The organism is Bradyrhizobium zhengyangense (assembly GCF_022012435.1).
Classification (GTDB): Bacteria; Pseudomonadota; Alphaproteobacteria; order Rhizobiales; family Xanthobacteraceae; genus Bradyrhizobium; species Bradyrhizobium zhengyangense.
The window spans coordinates 262,215-278,674 of record NZ_JAKLUA010000006.1 but is presented as its reverse complement, the minus strand read 5'-3'; the positions used below and the strand labels follow the sequence as shown (position 1 = coordinate 278,674).

The 16,460-nt window shown below is 64.1% G+C and carries 17 protein-coding genes; 10 read left to right on the top strand and 7 right to left on the bottom strand.

Features of this window, described 5'->3' with window-relative positions; translation table 11 throughout:
* Nucleotides 1–43 precede the first annotated feature (43 nt).
* The 5 genes from L6637_RS20695 (at nt 44) to L6637_RS20675 (ending at nt 3,317) form a co-directional block, all read left to right on the top strand.
* A complete protein-coding gene (locus L6637_RS20695; RefSeq protein WP_237860847.1) occupies nt 44–622 on the top strand; it encodes an NADPH-dependent FMN reductase in 579 nt (192 codons plus the stop codon).
* Between the two features lie 6 nt (nt 623–628).
* Nucleotides 629–1,339, top strand: a complete 711-nt coding sequence (pyrF, locus tag L6637_RS20690) for an orotidine-5'-phosphate decarboxylase (protein ID WP_237871930.1) — start codon at nt 629–631, stop codon at nt 1,337–1,339.
* Nucleotides 1,340–1,367: 28 nt separating this feature from the next.
* The gene (locus L6637_RS20685; RefSeq protein ID WP_237860843.1) at nt 1,368–1,679 is read left to right on the top strand and encodes a DUF1330 domain-containing protein; all 312 of its coding nucleotides are present in this window, start codon (nt 1,368–1,370) and stop codon (nt 1,677–1,679) included.
* Nucleotides 1,680–1,854: 175 nt separating this feature from the next.
* Nucleotides 1,855–2,670, top strand: a complete 816-nt coding sequence (dapB, locus tag L6637_RS20680; RefSeq protein WP_128948833.1) for a 4-hydroxy-tetrahydrodipicolinate reductase — start codon at nt 1,855–1,857, stop codon at nt 2,668–2,670.
* Nucleotides 2,671–2,693: 23 nt separating this feature from the next.
* Complete coding sequence (locus tag L6637_RS20675; RefSeq protein WP_237860841.1) at nt 2,694–3,317, top strand: 2,3-bisphosphoglycerate-dependent phosphoglycerate mutase; 624 nt, start codon at nt 2,694–2,696, stop codon at nt 3,315–3,317.
* Between the two features lie 119 nt (nt 3,318–3,436).
* Here L6637_RS20675 and L6637_RS20670 read toward each other — a convergent pair whose 3' ends face one another.
* Nucleotides 3,437–4,333, bottom strand: coding sequence for a methylated-DNA--[protein]-cysteine S-methyltransferase (locus tag L6637_RS20670; RefSeq protein WP_237871928.1), 897 nt, complete (start codon nt 4,331–4,333; stop codon nt 3,437–3,439).
* Between the two features lie 55 nt (nt 4,334–4,388).
* Nucleotides 4,389–4,922, bottom strand: a complete 534-nt coding sequence (locus tag L6637_RS20665) for a DUF2244 domain-containing protein (protein ID WP_237860837.1) — start codon at nt 4,920–4,922, stop codon at nt 4,389–4,391.
* Between the two features lie 22 nt (nt 4,923–4,944).
* Here L6637_RS20665 and nth point away from each other — a divergent pair, with 22 nt between their 5' ends.
* From nth to L6637_RS20650, 3 genes are all read left to right on the top strand, one after another.
* The gene (nth, locus tag L6637_RS20660; RefSeq protein ID WP_237871927.1) at nt 4,945–5,694 is read left to right on the top strand and encodes an endonuclease III; all 750 of its coding nucleotides are present in this window, start codon (nt 4,945–4,947) and stop codon (nt 5,692–5,694) included.
* Nucleotides 5,695–5,818: 124 nt separating this feature from the next.
* Entirely contained in the window at nt 5,819–6,943 is a 1,125-nt protein-coding gene (locus L6637_RS20655) for an HlyD family secretion protein (RefSeq protein ID WP_237871925.1), read from the top strand.
* Nucleotides 6,930–8,558 carry an MFS transporter gene (locus L6637_RS20650; RefSeq protein ID WP_237871923.1) on the top strand — a complete coding sequence of 543 codons (1,629 nt, stop codon included), beginning with the start codon at nt 6,930–6,932 and terminating at the stop codon, nt 8,556–8,558. The genes L6637_RS20655 and L6637_RS20650 overlap by 14 nt, the downstream gene beginning before the upstream one ends.
* Before the next feature lie 6 nt (nt 8,559–8,564).
* Here the strand turns inward: L6637_RS20650 and L6637_RS20645 are convergent, their stop codons facing one another.
* The 4 genes from L6637_RS20645 to L6637_RS20630 all read right to left on the bottom strand — a co-directional run bounded on the left by L6637_RS20645 (nt 8,565) and on the right by L6637_RS20630 (nt 13,475).
* On the bottom strand, nt 8,565–9,305 hold the full coding sequence (locus L6637_RS20645; protein ID WP_237860827.1) for a sulfate transporter family protein: 741 nt from the start codon (nt 9,303–9,305) through the stop codon (nt 8,565–8,567).
* A 190-nt stretch (nt 9,306–9,495) separates the two neighbouring features.
* A complete protein-coding gene (locus L6637_RS20640) occupies nt 9,496–10,665 on the bottom strand; it encodes a phosphorylase family protein (protein WP_237860825.1) in 1,170 nt (389 codons plus the stop codon).
* Nucleotides 10,666–10,944: 279 nt separating this feature from the next.
* The gene (locus tag L6637_RS20635; RefSeq protein ID WP_237860823.1) at nt 10,945–12,360 is read right to left on the bottom strand and encodes an MFS transporter; all 1,416 of its coding nucleotides are present in this window, start codon (nt 12,358–12,360) and stop codon (nt 10,945–10,947) included.
* A gap of 182 nt (nt 12,361–12,542) precedes the next feature.
* Nucleotides 12,543–13,475: a LysR family transcriptional regulator gene (locus tag L6637_RS20630; RefSeq protein ID WP_237860821.1), complete on the bottom strand. Its 933-nt coding sequence runs from the start codon at nt 13,473–13,475 to the stop codon at nt 12,543–12,545.
* 104 nt (nt 13,476–13,579) lie between these two features.
* Here L6637_RS20630 and L6637_RS20625 point away from each other — a divergent pair, with 104 nt between their 5' ends.
* Nucleotides 13,580–14,755 (top strand): CoA transferase, encoded by a 1,176-nt coding sequence (locus tag L6637_RS20625; protein WP_237871921.1) that lies wholly within the window; start codon nt 13,580–13,582, stop codon nt 14,753–14,755.
* Complete coding sequence (locus tag L6637_RS20620; RefSeq protein WP_237871919.1) at nt 14,752–15,696, top strand: hydroxymethylglutaryl-CoA lyase; 945 nt, start codon at nt 14,752–14,754, stop codon at nt 15,694–15,696. The genes L6637_RS20625 and L6637_RS20620 overlap by 4 nt, the downstream gene beginning before the upstream one ends.
* Nucleotides 15,697–15,863: 167 nt before the next feature.
* Here the strand turns inward: L6637_RS20620 and nikR are convergent, their stop codons facing one another.
* Nucleotides 15,864–16,313, bottom strand: coding sequence for a nickel-responsive transcriptional regulator NikR (gene nikR / locus L6637_RS20615; protein WP_237871917.1), 450 nt, complete (start codon nt 16,311–16,313; stop codon nt 15,864–15,866).
* Between the last annotated feature and the right edge of the window lie 147 nt (nt 16,314–16,460).

The window sequence follows — 16,460 nt, the reverse complement described above, 5'->3', positions numbered from 1 at the left end:
TCCTTTACGCGGCGGGCTCGTTTCGCCGAACGTATGGAAGAGGATGTCAGCCCCGAAGATCCTGGTCATTCCCGGCTCGCTGCGCACCGGCTCGCACAATGTGAAGCTGGCGGCGGTCGCCGCTTATGAATTCGCGCAGGCCGGCGTCGAAATCACCCGCATCTCGCTCGCCGATTTTCCGCTGCCGATCTACGACGGCGATCTCCAGGCCAAGTCAGGCGTGCCCAAGCACGCCATCAACCTCAAGCGCATGATCGGCGCGCATCACGGCGTGCTGTTCGTCTCGCCCGAATACAACGCCTCCGTGCCACCGCTGCTGAAGAACGCGATCGACTGGGTCAGCCGCGTGCAGGATCCGCACGAGGCACGCGGAGACGTCTTCCGCAACCGCGCCTTCGCGCTCGCCGGTGCTTCGCAGAGCCGCCTTGGCGCCGCCCGCGCGCTGCAGGCATTGCGGCTGATTTTGACGTCGTGCCACGCCAATGTGATCGCCAGCCAGTTCACGCTCGCCTTTGCCGACCAGGCCTATGACGATATGGACAGGCTCAAGAGCCAGGCCGATAGCGACGGGCTGAAGCAGATGGTGCGGCAGTTGATCGACATTTCCCAACGCATGATGTGAGGTGACATGAGGCCAGCCGAAATTGCCCCGAAAGACCGCCTGATCGTTGCGCTCGATTTGCCCAGCGTCGATGCCGCGGAGGCGATGGTCACCAGGCTCGGCAACAGCGTCACATTCTACAAGATCGGCTATCGCCTTGCTTATGCCGGCGGCCTGCCGCTGGTTACCAAGCTTGCTGACAGCGGCAAGAAGGTCTTTCTCGATCTCAAGCTGCACGACATCGGCAACACGGTCTCACAAGGCGTCGAGAGCATCACCAGGCTGGGCGCGACCTTCCTCACCGTACATGCCTATCCGCAGACGATGAAGGGCGCCGTCGAGGGTCGCGGCTCTTCGAAGCTGAAGCTTCTCGCGGTGACGGTACTGACCTCCTACAATGACGACGATCTGCATGCGGCAGGCTTCCGGCTCGGTGTCTCCGAGCTGGTCGAGGCGCGCGCACGGCAGGCGCAGGCGCTCGGCATCGACGGTCTCGTGTCCTCGCCCGAGGAGGCCGGCGCCTTGCGCAAGATCGTCGGCCAGCAGACGAACCTCGTCACACCAGGCATCCGTCCGGCGGGAGCGGCGTCAGGCGATCAGAAGCGCATCATGACGCCCGGCCGCGCAATTGCCGCGGGCGCCGATTATCTCGTCGTCGGGCGGCCGGTGGTGGAAGCCTCCGATCCCAAGGCGATCGCTGAAGCGATCCAGGCCGAGATCGCGCAGGCACTCGGCTGATCAAACAAATCAAAAAAGGAGAAGAACAATGGCAAAAGGCTACTGGATCGGACGCGTCGACGTGAACAATGACGAGGGCTACAAGCCCTATGCCGTCGCCAACGGTCCGATCTTCAAGAAGTGGGGTGGCCGTTTCGTCATCCGCGGCGGCAAGTTCACAACAGTCGAAGGCGCCAGCCGTACCCGCAACGTCGTGATCGAATTCCCTGATTATCAAACCGCGATCGCCTGTTACAATTCGCCGGAATACCAGGCCAACATCAAGGTGCGCCAGCCGCACTCGATTGCCGACCTCATCATCATCGAGGGCTATGACGGTCCGCAGCCGGCGGACGGTTGAGACGCTCTGTCATTCAGGGGCGATGCGCAGCATCGAGCCCGGAATCTCGAGATTCTCAGGTGCGCAATTGCGCACCAGAGTTCGCCTTCGGGCGCCCCGGAATGACGGCCTTTGATCCCCCTCGGTTGCCGGAACTGCATCCCGCCGCTACAACGGCGCCTGAGAGGATCACACCATGTCAGACATGCGCTTGATTGTTGCGGGAGCCGGCGGCCGGATGGGCCGCGCCCTGACGCGGGCGATTGCCGACAGCAAAGGCGCGGTATTGGCTGGCGCGCTGGAGGCGCCGGGCTCGGAGCTCTTAGGCAAGGATGCCGGCGTGCTCGCAGGGCTCCCGGCCAACGGTATCAAGTTGTCCGCCGACCTCTGGGCGATGTCGAAAGATGCCGATGGCATTCTGGATTTCACCGTGCCGGCCGCGACCATCGCCAATGTCGCGATCGCGGCTGAGCGTGGGCTGGTCCATGTCATCGGCACCACCGGGCTGTCGGCGTCCGACAACGCCGTGATCAAGAGCGTCACCAATCGCGCGGTCGTGGTGCAGTCGGGCAATATGAGCCTGGGCGTCAATTTGCTCGCCGCCGTGGTCAAGCGCGTCGCCAAGGCGCTCGACGAAAGTTTTGACATCGAGATCGTCGAGACCCATCACCGCATGAAGGTCGATGCGCCCTCCGGCACCGCGCTGATGCTGGGCCAGGCCGCAGCCGCCGGTCGCGGCATTTCGCTCGAGGAGAACGCGGAACGTGGCCGCGACGGCATCACCGGCGCGCGCAAGCCGGGCGCGATCGGCTTTGCGTCCTTGCGCGGCGGCACCGTCGCCGGCGAGCACAGCGTCACCTTTCTCGGCCCGTTCGAGCGTCTGACATTGTCGCATCTCGCCGAAGACCGCATGCTGTTCGCGCACGGCGCGCTGAAGGCGGCGCTCTGGGCGCATGGCAAGAAGCCGGGGCATTACTCCATGGCCGACGTGCTCGGCCTCGCAGACATCTAGAAGAACCAAACGGAAAGCACTCAATGAGCGAACGTCTTCTCGTGCTCGTGCGCCACGGCCAGAGCGAATGGAATCTGAAGAACCTGTTCACGGGCTGGAAGGATCCCGATCTCACCGAGCAGGGTGTCGCGGAAGCCAAGGAGGCCGGCCGCAAGTTGAAGGCCCAGGGCCTGGTGTTCGACGTCGCCTTCACCTCAGTGCTGACGCGCGCACAGCACACGCTCGATCTCATTCTCACCGAGCTCGGCCAGACCGGTTTGCCCACGTCAAAGGATCTCGCGCTGAACGAGCGCGACTATGGCGACCTCTCCGGGCTCAACAAGGACGACGCCCGCAAGAAGTGGGGCGAGGAGCAGGTGCATGTCTGGCGCCGCTCCTACGACGTGCCGCCGCCCGGCGGCGAAAGCCTCAAGGACACGCTGGCGCGTGCACTGCCCTATTACGTGCAGGAAATCCTGCCCGGCGTGCTCAACGGGAAGCGCACGCTGGTTGCGGCCCACGGCAATTCGCTGCGTGCCTTGATCATGGTGCTGGAGAAGCTGTCGCCCGAAGGCATTTTGAAGCGCGAGCTCGCGACCGGCGTGCCGATCATCTACCGGCTCAACGCGGATTCGACGGTCGCGTCGAAGCTGGATCTGGCGGGTTGACGAAGGTCTCGTAGGGTGCGCAAAGCGAAGCGTGCCCACCGCCTGTCGCCATTTCAGAGAGATCGTGGGCACGGCGCGTTGCGCCTTTGCCCACCCTACGATAGTGGCGTTCGTAGCTCCTATTGCATCCCCAGCTGCCCGGCTTCCCAGCCCAGCATCGCCTGCTTGCGGGTGATACCCCAATGATAGCCCGTCAGCGTGCCGCTCTTGCCGAGCGCGCGGTGGCAGGGCACGACGAAGGACACCGGGTTCTTGCCGACGGCAGCGCCGACGGCGCGCGAGGCCTTCGGGCTGTTGATGTTGCAGGCGATGTCCGAATAGGACACCGCGCGGCCCATCGGGATCTTCAGCAGCGTCTCCCAGACCCGCACCTCGAAATCGGTGCCGATCATCACCACGCGCAGCGGCTGATCCGGCCGCCACAGTTTCGTGTCGAAGATGCGTGCTGCGAGCGGCGCAGTGCCTTCGTGATCCTCCACATAGGTCGCGTTGGCCCAGCGCCGCGTCATGTCGGCGAGCGCGGCCTTCTCCTCGCCGTGATCGGCGAAGGCGAGACCCGACAGGCCACGCTCGGTCGCGATTACGATCGCCGTCCCAAAGGGAGACGGATGGAAGCCATAGCGCAAGGTCAGCCCCGCGCCGCCGTTCTTCCATTCGCCCGGCGACATCGCTTCGTGGGTGACGAAGAGATCGTGCAGACGGCCCGGCCCTGAAAGTCCTGAGTCGAGCGCCGCATCGAGGATGCTTGCGGAGTCCCGCAACAACCCCTTGGCGTGGTCGAGAGTCAGCGCCTGCATGAAGGCCTTCGGCGTGATCGAGGCCCAGCGGCGGAACAGATGGTGCAGCTCATCCGGTGTGACGCCGGCCGCATCGGCCATCGCCTCGATGGTCGGCTGCGCGCGCCAGTTCTCCGAGATGAACGCGATGGCCCGGCGCACGGAATCGTAGTCGCGCAGCGCGGCGTTCTGGGGGCCCGGCTTGGCCAGGCGCTGGTCATGTATGGCGAGTGTCATCATGACCGGAAATGTAGGCGCGGGGAGGCGTCGAAACCACCCGATTTCCGACCGCGCGTCAGGTCACCGGATTGTAGGTCGGGCCCCGCTTGGCGGCGTTTAAGGCTTCAATCAACCCTTTGTAAAAGCTTGCCTTTTCATCCGGTCCCAAAAAACGCGCGATCCGGATCTGGTGGCCGCGCGAGATCAGGTAGAGATGCTCGATGCCAAAATCCTCGTCGACCTCCATGTCGAGGCGGACCCAGAGCGGATTGAAGGTCCATTCGGCGACCTGCCCGTGATGGCTGACGCGCCGCACGCGCAGTTCAGATGTCGTGACCGTGATTTCCTCGCGGGCCCGCCCCGTGCGGAAATTGACCTTGAACGCCCACCACACCACGAGCACGTCGAGGCCGAAAAAGCCGAGCACCGGCCATGCGCCCTTCATCAGGAAGACAATTCCGGTGACGAAGCTGACGACGCTCAGGAACAGCATCACGGCGAGGAAGCCGGTGCGGTTCAGCGAGCGGTGCGGCGTCAGCAGCGCCGAGAAGATCTGCTGCTCGGCATGACCTTCAGATTCTGCCCGCTCAATTTCGTTGCCTGTGCTCATCGTCCCTCAGTATATCCCGATCATGGCGAAAATCACCCGCAAGCCGGCCCTGCGCAAAGCGGCGGTGCCGAAGAAAAAGGCAAAGGCAGCCGGCGCGAGGCCCAAGCCTGCGAAGAGGTCGCTCAAGGCTACAAAACCCTGGGCGCCGGCAGAGGTTCGCGAGGTCTTCAGCCGATTCCGCGCGGCCAATCCCGAGCCGAAAGGCGAGCTCGAGCACGTCAACCCGTTCACGCTGCTGGTGGCCGTGGTGCTGTCGGCACAGGCGACGGACGCCGGCGTCAACAAGGCGACGCGCGCCTTGTTCGAGGTCGCCGATACGCCGCAAAAAATGCTCGACCTCGGCGAAGAGCGTCTGCGTGACTACATCAAGACCATCGGCCTCTACCGCACCAAGGCCAAGAACGTGATCGCGCTGTCGGCCAAAGTGCTCAGCGATTTCGGCGGCGAGGTGCCGCGCACGCGTGCCGAGATCGAGTCGCTGCCGGGCGCGGGACGCAAGACCGCCAATGTCGTGCTCAACATGGCCTTCGGCGAGCACACCATGGCGGTCGACACGCATGTCTTCCGCGTCGGCAACCGCACCGCCCTCGCGCCGGGCAAGACGCCGCTCGAGGTCGAGCTCGGGCTCGAAAAGGTGATCCCGGCCGAGTTCATGCTACATGCCCATCATTGGCTGATCCTGCACGGCCGCTATACCTGCCTCGCGCGCAAGCCGCGCTGCGAGGTATGCCTGATCAACGATCTCTGCCGGTGGCCGGAGAAGACGGTGTGAGCGACAGCCAAGTCATCCCGGGGCGCCTCGAAGAGGCGAACCCGGGATCTCGAGATTCCGGGTTCGATGCTGCGCATCGCCCCGAAATGACGATCGTAAGAGCGAAGCCGGCTTTGAGGTTATCGTGAGTCAACAGGAACAAGTTTCGTCGCCGACACCGCCTGTCGCATCCAAGCCAACGCAGCGGCCTGCAACTTCGCTCTGGAGCCGGCTCGCAATCCCGCTGTTTGCCGTGATCGTCGCGCTCGCCTTTGTCGCGCTGGCGACGCTGCGCTTCGACGAATGGGTTGGCAATGAAGTGATCCAGACCACCAATGACGCCTATGTCCGCGCCGACCTGACCCGTCTCTCCAGCCGCGTCTCCGGCGAGGTGCTGACCGTCGCCGTGGATGATTTCCAGCGCGTCAAATCAGGCGATCTCCTGATCCAGATCGATCCCGCCGATTATGAGGCCCAGGTCGCGCAATCCGAGGCCGCGGTGGCCGCTGCGCAGGCCGTGCTCGACAATCTCGCCAACCAGATCGAGTTGCAATATGCGACCATCGCGCAGGCCGAGGCCGCGCGCCTGTCGGCGGAAGCCCTGGAGGTCGAGGCCAAGCAGGAGCAGGAGCGCCAGCAATCGCTGTCGCAGACCGAATCCGGCACGCGGCAGCGGCTCGAGCAGGCGGTTGCGGGGCTTGCCAAGGCGCAGGCCGATGTGCGCGCCAGCCGCGCCGTGATCGCCGCCCAGCAGCACCAGCTCGAGGTCCTGCAAGGCACCAAGAAGCAGCGCGCTGCCGATCTCGATGCCACCAAGGCGACACTGGCAAGCGCCAGGCTCAAGCTCGGCTACACCAGGATCACGGCGCCGTTCGACGGCGTGGTCGGCGAGCGCCAGGTGCAGCCGGGCGATTACGTCAATATCGGAACCAACCTCATCAACGTCGTACCGCTGCCGAAGGTCTATGTGATCGCAAATTACAAGGAGACCCAGCTGACGCATGTCCAGCCCGGGCAGCCGGTCGAGATCACCGTCGACAGTTTTCCGCGCGAAAAGCTGCGCGGCAAGGTCGAGCGCATCGCGCCCGCGACGGGCGCGCAGGTCGCGCTGCTGCCGCCTGACAATGCCACCGGCAATTTCACCAAGGTGGTACAGCGCATTCCCGTCCGCATCCAGTTCGACGACAATCAGCCGCTGCTGACGCGCCTTGTGCCGGGGATGTCGGTTGTCACCAGAATCGACACGAAGGATGCGAATGGCGGCAAATGACGATGCCGGCCGCGGACCGATCTCGCGCGGCGGTGTCGCGCGACAGCCTTTGTTTGCCGTCGCGGCCGTGCTGCTCGGCTCGTTCCTCGCCAATTTCGACAGCCGGCTGACCACCGTCGGCCTGCCAGACCTGCGCGGCGCGTTCGGGCTCTCGTTCGACGAAGGTGCGTGGCTTTCCACCGCCGGCATCGGCTCGCAGATCTTCATCGCCCCGGCGGTGGCGTGGCTTGCCACCGTGTTCGGCTTGCGCCGCGTGCTCGGCATTCCCAGTCTCGTCTACGCGCTCGTCTCGCTGACCATTCCTTTCGTGCGCGATTATCCGACGCTGATCGCGCTCAGCGTCGTGCATGGCCTCTTGCTCGGCACCTTCGTGCCGGCGACGCTGATGATCGTGTTCCGCAATCTGCCGATCCGCTGGTGGCTGCCGGCGATTGCGCTCTATTCGATCCGCGTCGGATTTGCATTGGACTCATCGTCCTCATTGGTCGGCTTCTATGTCGAGCATCTCGGCTGGCAATGGCTGTATTGGCAGGGCGTCGTGATCGCGCCGCTGATGGGCCTGATGGTCTATCTGGGAACACCGAGCGAGCCGGTCAATCGCGCGCTGCTGCGGGCGGCCGATTGGGGTGGCATGTTGCTGCTAGGAGCCTCCGTCGGAATGATCTATGCCGGGCTCGATCAGGGCAATCGCCTGGATTGGCTCGGCTCCGGCACGGTGATGGCGCTGCTGGTCGGAGGCGGCGTGCTGTTCGTGGCCTTCCTTGTCAACGAGTCGTGGGTCGCGCAGCCCTGGGCGCATGTGAACGTGCTGTTCTCGCGCAATGTAGGCTTGGCGTTGATCCTGATCCTGCTCTACACGCTGACCAGCCTATCCAACGCGTCGCTGGTACCGAATTTCCTCGGCGCCGTCGGTCAGCTCAGGCCGGAGCAGAGCGGCTGGCTGCTGCTCACCTTTGGCGCGTTGCCGATGTCCGTACTGGTGCCGATCTCGATCTGGCTGCTCCGGCATTTCGACACGCGGACGGTGGTGGTCGTTGGATTTACCTGCTTTGCTGCGGCCAATCTCTGGGGGACTCAGCTCACCCACGATTGGGCGCGCGAGGATTTCATCGGCATCGTTCTGCTTCAAGCGGTCGCGCAGTCGCTGACGCTGCTGCCGCTCATCATCACGTTGTTGTCGAATTCCGACCCCAGCCGTGCCACGGCCTTTGCAGCCTATATCCAGATCATGCGGCTCGGCGGCGCCGAGATCGGCGTGGCGCTGATGGGAACCTGGCTGCGCGTCCGCGAGCAGGTGCATTCCTTCTATATCGGCCAGAACCTGGAAGTCGGCGACGTCAATGTGGTGCGCGCGCTGAAGCAGCTCGCCGATCACTTTGCCGCCCACGGCGCCGGCTCAGCGCAGGCGCGCGCGGTCGGTACGCTAGCAAGCTTCGTCGCGCGCGAAGCCAATGTGCTCGCCTATATCGATGGTTTCTGGCTGTGCTTCTGGCTGGCAGTGGCCGGGCTCGGCTTCATCGCATTGATCACCCGAGCCCCGCCGGGTCCGTTTACGCCGGCGCCGTTCGGTTTCGCCAAGAGGGTGCTGCGCAAATGCGGCGTGCAGGTGAGCTGATCGGGCTCACCGCATCTGCCGCGCCGGCTCGATCAGCTCGGGCCGCGGGCCTGACAGGCGCTTGTGCATGTGCACCATGAAGGCCATGCCGAAAATAGGCGTCGCCAGGTTCACGACCGGAATCGAGACGAAGGCGGCGATGAAGAGGCCGGCGGTGAAGATCGTCGCGGCATTATCGCGCCGCATCGCTTTCGCATCCTCCGGCGAGCGGAAGCGCATCGCAGCGAGCTCGAAATATTCGCGGCCCAATAGCCAGGCGGCAGCGAGGAAGAAGACCAGGAAACCGGCGCCGGCCAGAAACACCAGCGGTAAAGCGGCGAGATAGACCAGGATGGTGAGCAGCGCGGTCTTGATGCCTTCGAGGATCGCCTGCTTGAACGGCAATGCCGTGCCCGGCCGCTCGGCCGGATAATATTCACGCTCGACGATGTCGGCGACGTCATCGACGAAGAAGCTTGCCACCAGCGAGGTGATCGCGGGCATCAGGAACACGCTGCCGAACACGACGCCGAAACCGGCCGCAATCGAGATGATCCAAGCCAGCACCTCCAGTGACGAGTGCCAGCTCGGCCCAAGCAGCCCCTCGAGCCAGACCTCGCCATAGGTCGCAAACCAGGTCAGCAGCCGCTGCAACCCGATCGCAAGCACCACGATCAGCACCAGCGCGAGCCCGATCGACCGCCACAGGATCGAACGCATCGGCGGCGACATCATTTGCGACAGCGCCTTGACGGCGGCATCCAGCATGGGAACCTCTCACGAAACACTCAGCGAGAGGTAGACACCCCCGGCCACTTCGGCAAGGGAGGCTGACCTGCCAGCTTCCGCGGCTTTATATTTTGGGCATGATCTCCGCGCAGACGCGTTCCGCGTCTGTCGCGAGGGAAAACCGCGTCACACTTTGCGCTAACGCGGCCCTGCGGGTCCGGATCATACCCTATGGCTCCGCCACGATACTCGCCCAGCAGGCGATGGCGCTACAGACCGTGCTCCAGCGGCCGAACCCTTTGTAGATCTGGGCGGCGACCTGCTCCTGCTGCTTCAGCGTGCCCTCGGCCTTGATCTGCGGGTCGGAGACGTTGCGGATCGCGAGCCAGCGCGGCGCCTTGTCGCCCATCTCCTGCGCGACGAGGCCGAGGACGGCATCGCCCATCTCGGAGACGTCGCCGAGGCCCTGGAGCTTGAAGTGATTGTCCGAGGTGTCGAAGCCGAAGAAATCGGTGGTCACCACGGACGATGACAGCTCGCTCGGCTTGACCACGAAGATCTTCGGCGGCCGCGCATTGTCCTTCGGCAATTGCCCTGCATTGGCCTTGAACAGCGTCTTGGCGCTCGCAAATTTCGACGTCTTGGCCGGCTTGCTGGAGTAGTGCGCCTGCGCAAACGGCTGCTTCTTGAACTTCGAGAGGCAGTCGAAACGCACGATTGGGCTGACGATGACGTCGCCGACCTCGACCTGTTTGCCGATGCCGCCGGCCGTGCCCGTGGTGATCACGAGCGTCGGCTGCACCTCGGTGATGATCTGGCGCCAGACGTCGATGTTCGGCAGCTGCGGGCCGTCCTGCGACATGTGCGAGTCGGATTTGAACACCACGACCTTCTTCTTGCCGATCGTCGTGGTCCAGAAGGCGCCCAGCCGCTTCAGCTCCTTGGCAGGGCAGCCGTTGCGCATCTTCTTCGAGATAGCCGCGTAATTGTGCGTGTAGGGCACGTAGTCGTTGTGCGAATCCTTGCCCGGCGTCAGCACGCGGCTGGTTGCGTGACCTTCGTCGACGGTCCAGGTCACGACCAGCACGTCGGCGCGCGGCAGCGGCCCCTTGCCATTGCCCGGCTTCGGCCCCGTCTGCGGCGCAAGCCCCCTGGGCCAGGGAATGTCGGTGAAGCGCGACAGCCCCGTCGAAGTCGAAAAGGCCATGAACTCGCGGCCTTCGGGGCCTTCGGAGTCGAAATCGATGATCTCGCGCTGGAAGTCTTCGGGGGCGACCTTCGCGGTCTTCTTCACGGCGGCATCCGCGATGCGCTTGACTGTGAAGGTCTCGCGCGGCGGCGGTGTGGTGATCGGATCGAACCCGAGATTTCTCTCAACCCATTTGCGGTCAGCCGGCATGTGTTCGTCTCCGCCAATTGATTTTGACAAACGTCTTTCATTGGTCGGCCAAACAGGCCGACGGTTGCAATCTTAGATCGAAAACTTGATCACAGAATGGTCTGGGCTATTGACCGATTCGGGGCCGATGTGAGACGCGCAGAGCAATCACCTGCCAAAACAGAGTCGTTCTAAAATAATAGTTCAGTATCCGAAGTAATTCTCAGGTGAGATTACACCTATAGTTGAATGACGACAATCTCTCTTTCGGTCACAAACCGGCTATCGGCGCAGCCGGGCCTACACCGTGTCCAGCGCCTTGCCGCGGACATCAGGGCCGAACAGCGCCATCGCGATCACCACGATCAGCATCGCCACAGTGATCAGGCCGAACACGCCGATGACGCCGGCCTCCTTCAGCATGTAGGCGACGATGAAGCCCGAGAAGGTCGCGGAGAGGCGGCTCATGGAATAGACGAGGCCGGACGCCCGCGCCCGGATCTGGGTCGGGAACACCTCGGTCTGGTAGGCGTGATAGGCGTAGGACATCGTTGTGTTGCAGGCCGTCAGCAGCACGCCGCAGACGATCAGCAGTGCCGGCAGGGTCAGTTGCGCGAACGCCATGCCGAACACGATAATGGCGACGCAGGCGCCGGCGATGATCCAGCGGCGTTCGAATTTGTCGGCGAAGCTTGCGGCGAGCAGCGGCGCGATCGGATAGGCGAAGGCGACGATGAAGGAATATTGCAGGCTCTTGGTGACGGTGATGCCCTTCTCCACCAGCAGTGTCGGCACCCAATTGGCAAAGCCGTAGAAGCCGAAGGCCTGGCAGAGGTTGAACACCATGAACAGGACCACGAGCGAGAGATAGGGCGGCCGGAACAAATCGGCGAAGGCGACGTGCACGGCCGTCTGCGAGGCCGGTCGGGCGAGCGAAGCTGAAGGGCCTGGCGCCGTGCCGCCGCCTCTGGCTTCGAGCGTTGCAAGAATCCGGAGCGCCTCTTCGGTGCGGCCGTGGCGCGCCAGCCAAAGCGGGCTCTCGGGCAGGAACAAGCGCAGCACCCAGACGATCATGCTGGCGGCAGCACCAATCAGCACCACCCAACGCCAGCCATCGACGCCATAGGGCGCGAGCGGCACCAGCCACCAGGCGAGGAAGGCGACAACGGGCACGGCGATGAACATGATCGCCTGGTTCACCGCGAAGGCGCGTCCGCGCATCCGGCTCGGCACCAATTCGGTGATATAGGCGTCGATGGTGATGACCTCGACGCCGATGCCGATGCCGGCAAGGAAGCGCCAGAGCAACAGGCCGCTCGAGGAGGTCTGGCAGGCCATGATCACCGACGCCGCGCTATAGCCAAGCAGCGCATAGGTGAAGATCGCGCGGCGGCCGAAACGGTCGGCGAGGAAACCGAGGAAGAAGGTGCCGACGAACAGGCCGGCAAAGGTTGCGGCGACGAAGGCGCCGATGCCGGAGAAGCCGAAGAAGGCTTGAGTCGTCGTGCTCAGCAATCCGCTGCGGGCCAGGCCCGGGGCGATGTAGCCGGTGAGGAACAGATCGTAGATTTCGAAACAGCCGCCGAGCGAGAGCAGGATGACGAGCTTCCAGACATGGCCCGTCGCCGGCATCGCCTCGAGCCGCCGCGAGATCTCGTCCGGTCCTGAAGATGCTGCGCCGAGCTCGAAGCCTGTGTCGATGCCGACAACGCTCATGACGTCCTCCCGTGGCGCGCGCGATGCGCGCGGTTCCCGGCGGCTCATCTCTGAGGTTTTTCGGTAAGCTCTGCCGGACCGCGCCATGTTGGCGGGTCAGGAGTGGAAATCCAGAAGAACATATCGATGGGAGCGTTCGAGATTTTCGAAGGCGAGGGAGCGCACTACCGTCGCGGAGGTAGCTACCCCACCAGCTCCGCCTGCCAGCCGCCGCTGCGCACCTGTTCCGCGATCAGCGCCAGCATCAGCCGCCGCATCTCCTCCATCGCGTAGGTCATCGGGCGGTTGCGCAGGCGGCAGAGATAGAGCGTGCGGGTCAGTTTCGGGTCGATCACCCGGCGCGCGACCAGGCGCCCTGCGGCGAGCTCCTCCCGCGCGAACAGCTTTGTCGCGATGGTGCAGCCGAGCCCCTCCACCAGCGCGCCGGTCATGCCGGTGATCGAGTTGGCGTGCAGGATGGCGCCGCCCTCCAACCGCTTGAGCAGAACGGGATCGTCAAGCAGCGCGCGCGAGGACAGGCCGAGGCCGTAGCGCAACAGGATCAGCGGCAGCCGGCTCAGCTCCTCGAAGCGGATCGGAGTTTTGGTCTTGCCGACCAGCTTGGGAATGCCGACCAGGAACATCTCCTCTTCCAGCACGGCCTCCGTGATCAACTCCTTCTCCGAGGGCGGATTGTAGACCAGCGCCAGATCGACGTTGGAGATCATCAGATGCATCAGCGTCGCGCCCGACAGGCTCTCGGTGAGCGATAGCTTCAGCTTGGGATATTTGGTCAGCACCGTGCGCATCAGCTCGACGCCGATCGCCTTGACGCCGGAATTGGCCATGCCGATGGAGATCTCGCCGGCGATGACGCGCGCGCCCTCGCGCACCTCGGTCTCGGCTTCCGCCATCGCGCGCAGGATGATGCGGGCATGCTCGTAGAGCCGCTCGCCGGCCGCGGTCGGGTCCATGCCGCGCGACTTGCGCTCGAACAAAGGCGTTGCGAACTCGGCCTCCAGATTCGAGATATGATGGCTGAGCGCGGATTGCGCGACATTCACCTGGTCCGCCGCGCGCGACAGGTTCCGCTGCTCGTAGACGGCGATGAAGTAGCGGAGCTGGCGCGAATCCATGGGGGTCCAGCGTTCTAGAACTGCGAAGGCATTCTTCGACAGATTATATTTTTAAGAAGGCTTGTGAAGACTTAGTCTCTTAGACCAACGAACAGGAGTGCCGCATGGCCGAAACCGGATTGCCGCTCGAAGGCGTGCGGGTTGTCGAGATGACCCACATGGTGATGGGCCCGACCTGCGGCATGATCCTCGCGCAGTTGGGGGCCGAGGTCATCAAGGTCGAGCCGCCGGCCGGTGACAAGACCCGCTCCCTCGGCGGGATGGGCACGGCGTTCTTCCCGCTGTTCAACCGCGGCAAACGCAGCGTCGTCCTCGACTTCGAGAAGGCTAAGGACCGCGACACCATGCACCGGCTGCTCGCGACGGCCGATGTGTTCCTGGAGAATTTTCGCGATGGCTTGCTCGAGAAGCAGGGGCTTGGCGCCGAAGAGTTGCGCCGCCGGCATCCGCATCTGATCGTCGCCGGCCACAAGGGCTTCCTGTCCGGCCCTTATGAGCATCGTCCCGCGCTCGACGAGGTCGTGCAGATGATGTCGGGTCTCGCCGCCATGACCGGCACGAAGGAGAAGCCGCAGCGCGTCGGCTCCTCCGCCAACGACATCATGGGCGGCATGTTCGGCGTGATCGCGATCCTGGCCGCGCTCTATCAGAAGCGCGGGGGAAAGCGCGATGGCGCAGACATCCGCATCGGCCTGTTCGAGAACTGCCTGTTCCTGGTCGCCCAGCACATGGTCGAATACGAGATGACCGGCAACAAGCCGCGCTCGATGCCGGAGCGCGAGCATGCCTGGCCGATCTACGACATTTTCGATGCCGCCGGTGACGGCCGCATTTTCATCGGCGTCGTCACCGAGGGCCATTGGCAGGCGTTCTGCCGCGAGTTCGGCCTGAGCGAGTTTCTCGATGACCCGAGCTTGCGCACCACCACCGATCGCATCCTGGCGCGGCCACGGATCCTTCCGCGCGTGGCCGAGATCATCCGGCAGCAGGACGTGGCGGAGCTGTCGCAAAAGCTCGACGCCCTCAACATCTGTTTCTCGCCGATCAACCGGCCCGAGGATCTGCTCACCGACCCGCACGTGCTGCGGCCCGGCGGGCTCGTCACCAACATCACCGCCGACGGCAAGCCGTTCCATGTGCCGACACTGCCCCTCGAATGGAACGGCAGTTATTTTGGCGAGGGCCTGAAGGTCGCGCCGCTCGGCGCCGACACCCCCGCCGTGCGTGCCGAGATCGACGACAACGACGTCACGTCAAAAGCCGCTGGGAGGCGCGCATGAGCCGGATTGAGACGATTTATCCCGCGGATCGTGTGAGCTTGCGCGAGGTCGGTCTGCGCGACGGGCTCCAGCTCGTGAAAAAGTTTCCGTCGACCGACGCCAAGCAGCGCTGGGTGCGCGAGGAATATGCCGCCGGCGTCAGGCATTTCGAGGTCGGCTCGTTCCTGCCGGCAAAGACCTTTCCGCAATTCGTCGATGTCCGCGATGTGATCGGAACGGTGGCGAGCCTGCGCGGGGCCCACGGCATTGCGCTTGCGCTCAACGAGCGCGGGGTCAACGAGGCGCTGGCTTCAGGCGTTGGCGAGATCGCTTCGGTAGTGTCGGCGACCGAGGAGCACAGCCAGGCCAATGCGCATCGGTCGCGCGACTCCGCGATCGCCAACATCAAGCGGCTCTGCGAGTTGCGCGATGCCAGTGCCCACAAGCCGCTGGTGAACGCAGCGATCTCGATGGCGCTGGGCTGCTCGATCACCGGCGCGGTCGATCCGAAGGAGGTGCTGCGCCTGGTCGACAAATGCCTGGAGGCCGGCGTCGATTTCGTCGCGATCGCCGACACCGTCGGCTACGCCGGGCCGAAGCAGGTCGGTGAGCTGTCGCGCGCCGCTGTGAGGCTCGCAGGTTCAAAGCCGATCTGCATCCATCTCCACGACACCCGTGGCATGGGCATCGCCAACGCTGCCGCCGCGCTGGACGAAGGCGTCCGCATCCTCGACGGCTCGCTCGGTGGCCTCGGCGGCTGCCCCTTCGCGCCCGGCGCGACCGGGAACGTCGTGTTCGAGGACCTGGTGTTCCTGTGCGAGAGCAAGGGATTTGCGACCGGGATCGATCTCGACCGGCTGATCGCCGTTCGTAAGATCCTGCGCGAGGAAATGCCGGACGAACAGCTTTACGGAGGCTTGGCGCGGGCAGGTTTGCCCGGTGGGAGAGCGAAGGCGGCGTGAGGTTCTTTCTCGACGGTGGCGTATCGTAGGGTGGGCAAAGCGAAGCGTGCCCACGTCTTCTATCCATCATTGAGAGATCGTGGGCACGGCGCAAGTACGCCTTTGCCCACCCTACGATTCCGGACGAGTTGTGAGATACGTCTCACCCAACCGTCTTCGCGGCAAACTCACTCATGCCGATGGCCATGCCCGTGCTTCCGCACCTTCGGCTTCCCGTCCCCCGTCGGAATCATCACCACGCGGCCATAGCGTACGCCACGCTCTGCGATGATGTGATCGGCGAAATGCCTGACTTCTGTCGCATCGCCCCTCAGCGCCGTCATCTCCATGCAATTGGAGTCGTCGAGATGGACATGCAGGGTTGCGAGCGCGAGATCGTGATGGCCGTGGAATTCCTGCACCAGGCGCTTCGAGAGGTCGCGCGCGGCGTGATCGTAGACATAGACGAGGCCAGCGACGCAGGGGCCGCCCTGCGCGGTGTCCTCGCTTGATTGCTGAAGCCCGGCGCGAGCGAGGTCGCGGATGATCTCGCTGCGGTTCTGGTAGCCGCGCGCCTCGGCCGCGGCATCGATCTCCGCCAAAAGATCGTCCTCGATCGTGATCGTAATCCGCTGCATCAGATCCTCTCCGCGGGCTTCTTACCTCGCCCCGCTTGCGGGGAGAGGTCGGAATTCGAGCGTAGCTTGAATTCCGGGTGAGGGGGACTCTCCGCGAGTCTCACTCGCAGTGAAACCGTGGAGATAGCCCCTCACCCCGGCCCTCTC

What these genes read in the sequence shown, in the direction of transcription:
- L6637_RS20695 (WP_237860847.1), top strand. Translation starts at nt 44, where the DNA reads ATGTCAGCCCCGAAGATCCTGGTCATTCCCGGCTCGCTGCGCACCGGC.
- pyrF (WP_237871930.1), top strand. Translation starts at nt 629, where the DNA reads ATGAGGCCAGCCGAAATTGCCCCGAAAGACCGCCTGATCGTTGCGCTC.
- L6637_RS20685 (WP_237860843.1), top strand. Translation starts at nt 1,368, where the DNA reads ATGGCAAAAGGCTACTGGATCGGACGCGTCGACGTGAACAATGACGAG.
- dapB (WP_128948833.1), top strand. Translation starts at nt 1,855, where the DNA reads ATGTCAGACATGCGCTTGATTGTTGCGGGAGCCGGCGGCCGGATGGGC.
- L6637_RS20675 (WP_237860841.1), top strand. Translation starts at nt 2,694, where the DNA reads ATGAGCGAACGTCTTCTCGTGCTCGTGCGCCACGGCCAGAGCGAATGG.
- L6637_RS20670 (WP_237871928.1), bottom strand. Translation starts at nt 4,333, where the DNA reads ATGATGACACTCGCCATACATGACCAGCGCCTGGCCAAGCCGGGCCCC.
- L6637_RS20665 (WP_237860837.1), bottom strand. Translation starts at nt 4,922, where the DNA reads ATGAGCACAGGCAACGAAATTGAGCGGGCAGAATCTGAAGGTCATGCC.
- nth (WP_237871927.1), top strand. Translation starts at nt 4,945, where the DNA reads ATGGCGAAAATCACCCGCAAGCCGGCCCTGCGCAAAGCGGCGGTGCCG.
- L6637_RS20650 (WP_237871923.1), top strand. Translation starts at nt 6,930, where the DNA reads ATGGCGGCAAATGACGATGCCGGCCGCGGACCGATCTCGCGCGGCGGT.
- L6637_RS20645 (WP_237860827.1), bottom strand. Translation starts at nt 9,305, where the DNA reads ATGCTGGATGCCGCCGTCAAGGCGCTGTCGCAAATGATGTCGCCGCCG.
- L6637_RS20640 (WP_237860825.1), bottom strand. Translation starts at nt 10,665, where the DNA reads ATGCCGGCTGACCGCAAATGGGTTGAGAGAAATCTCGGGTTCGATCCG.
- L6637_RS20635 (WP_237860823.1), bottom strand. Translation starts at nt 12,360, where the DNA reads ATGAGCGTTGTCGGCATCGACACAGGCTTCGAGCTCGGCGCAGCATCT.
- L6637_RS20630 (WP_237860821.1), bottom strand. Translation starts at nt 13,475, where the DNA reads ATGGATTCGCGCCAGCTCCGCTACTTCATCGCCGTCTACGAGCAGCGG.
- L6637_RS20625 (WP_237871921.1), top strand. Translation starts at nt 13,580, where the DNA reads ATGGCCGAAACCGGATTGCCGCTCGAAGGCGTGCGGGTTGTCGAGATG.
- L6637_RS20620 (WP_237871919.1), top strand. Translation starts at nt 14,752, where the DNA reads ATGAGCCGGATTGAGACGATTTATCCCGCGGATCGTGTGAGCTTGCGC.
- nikR (WP_237871917.1), bottom strand. Translation starts at nt 16,313, where the DNA reads ATGCAGCGGATTACGATCACGATCGAGGACGATCTTTTGGCGGAGATC.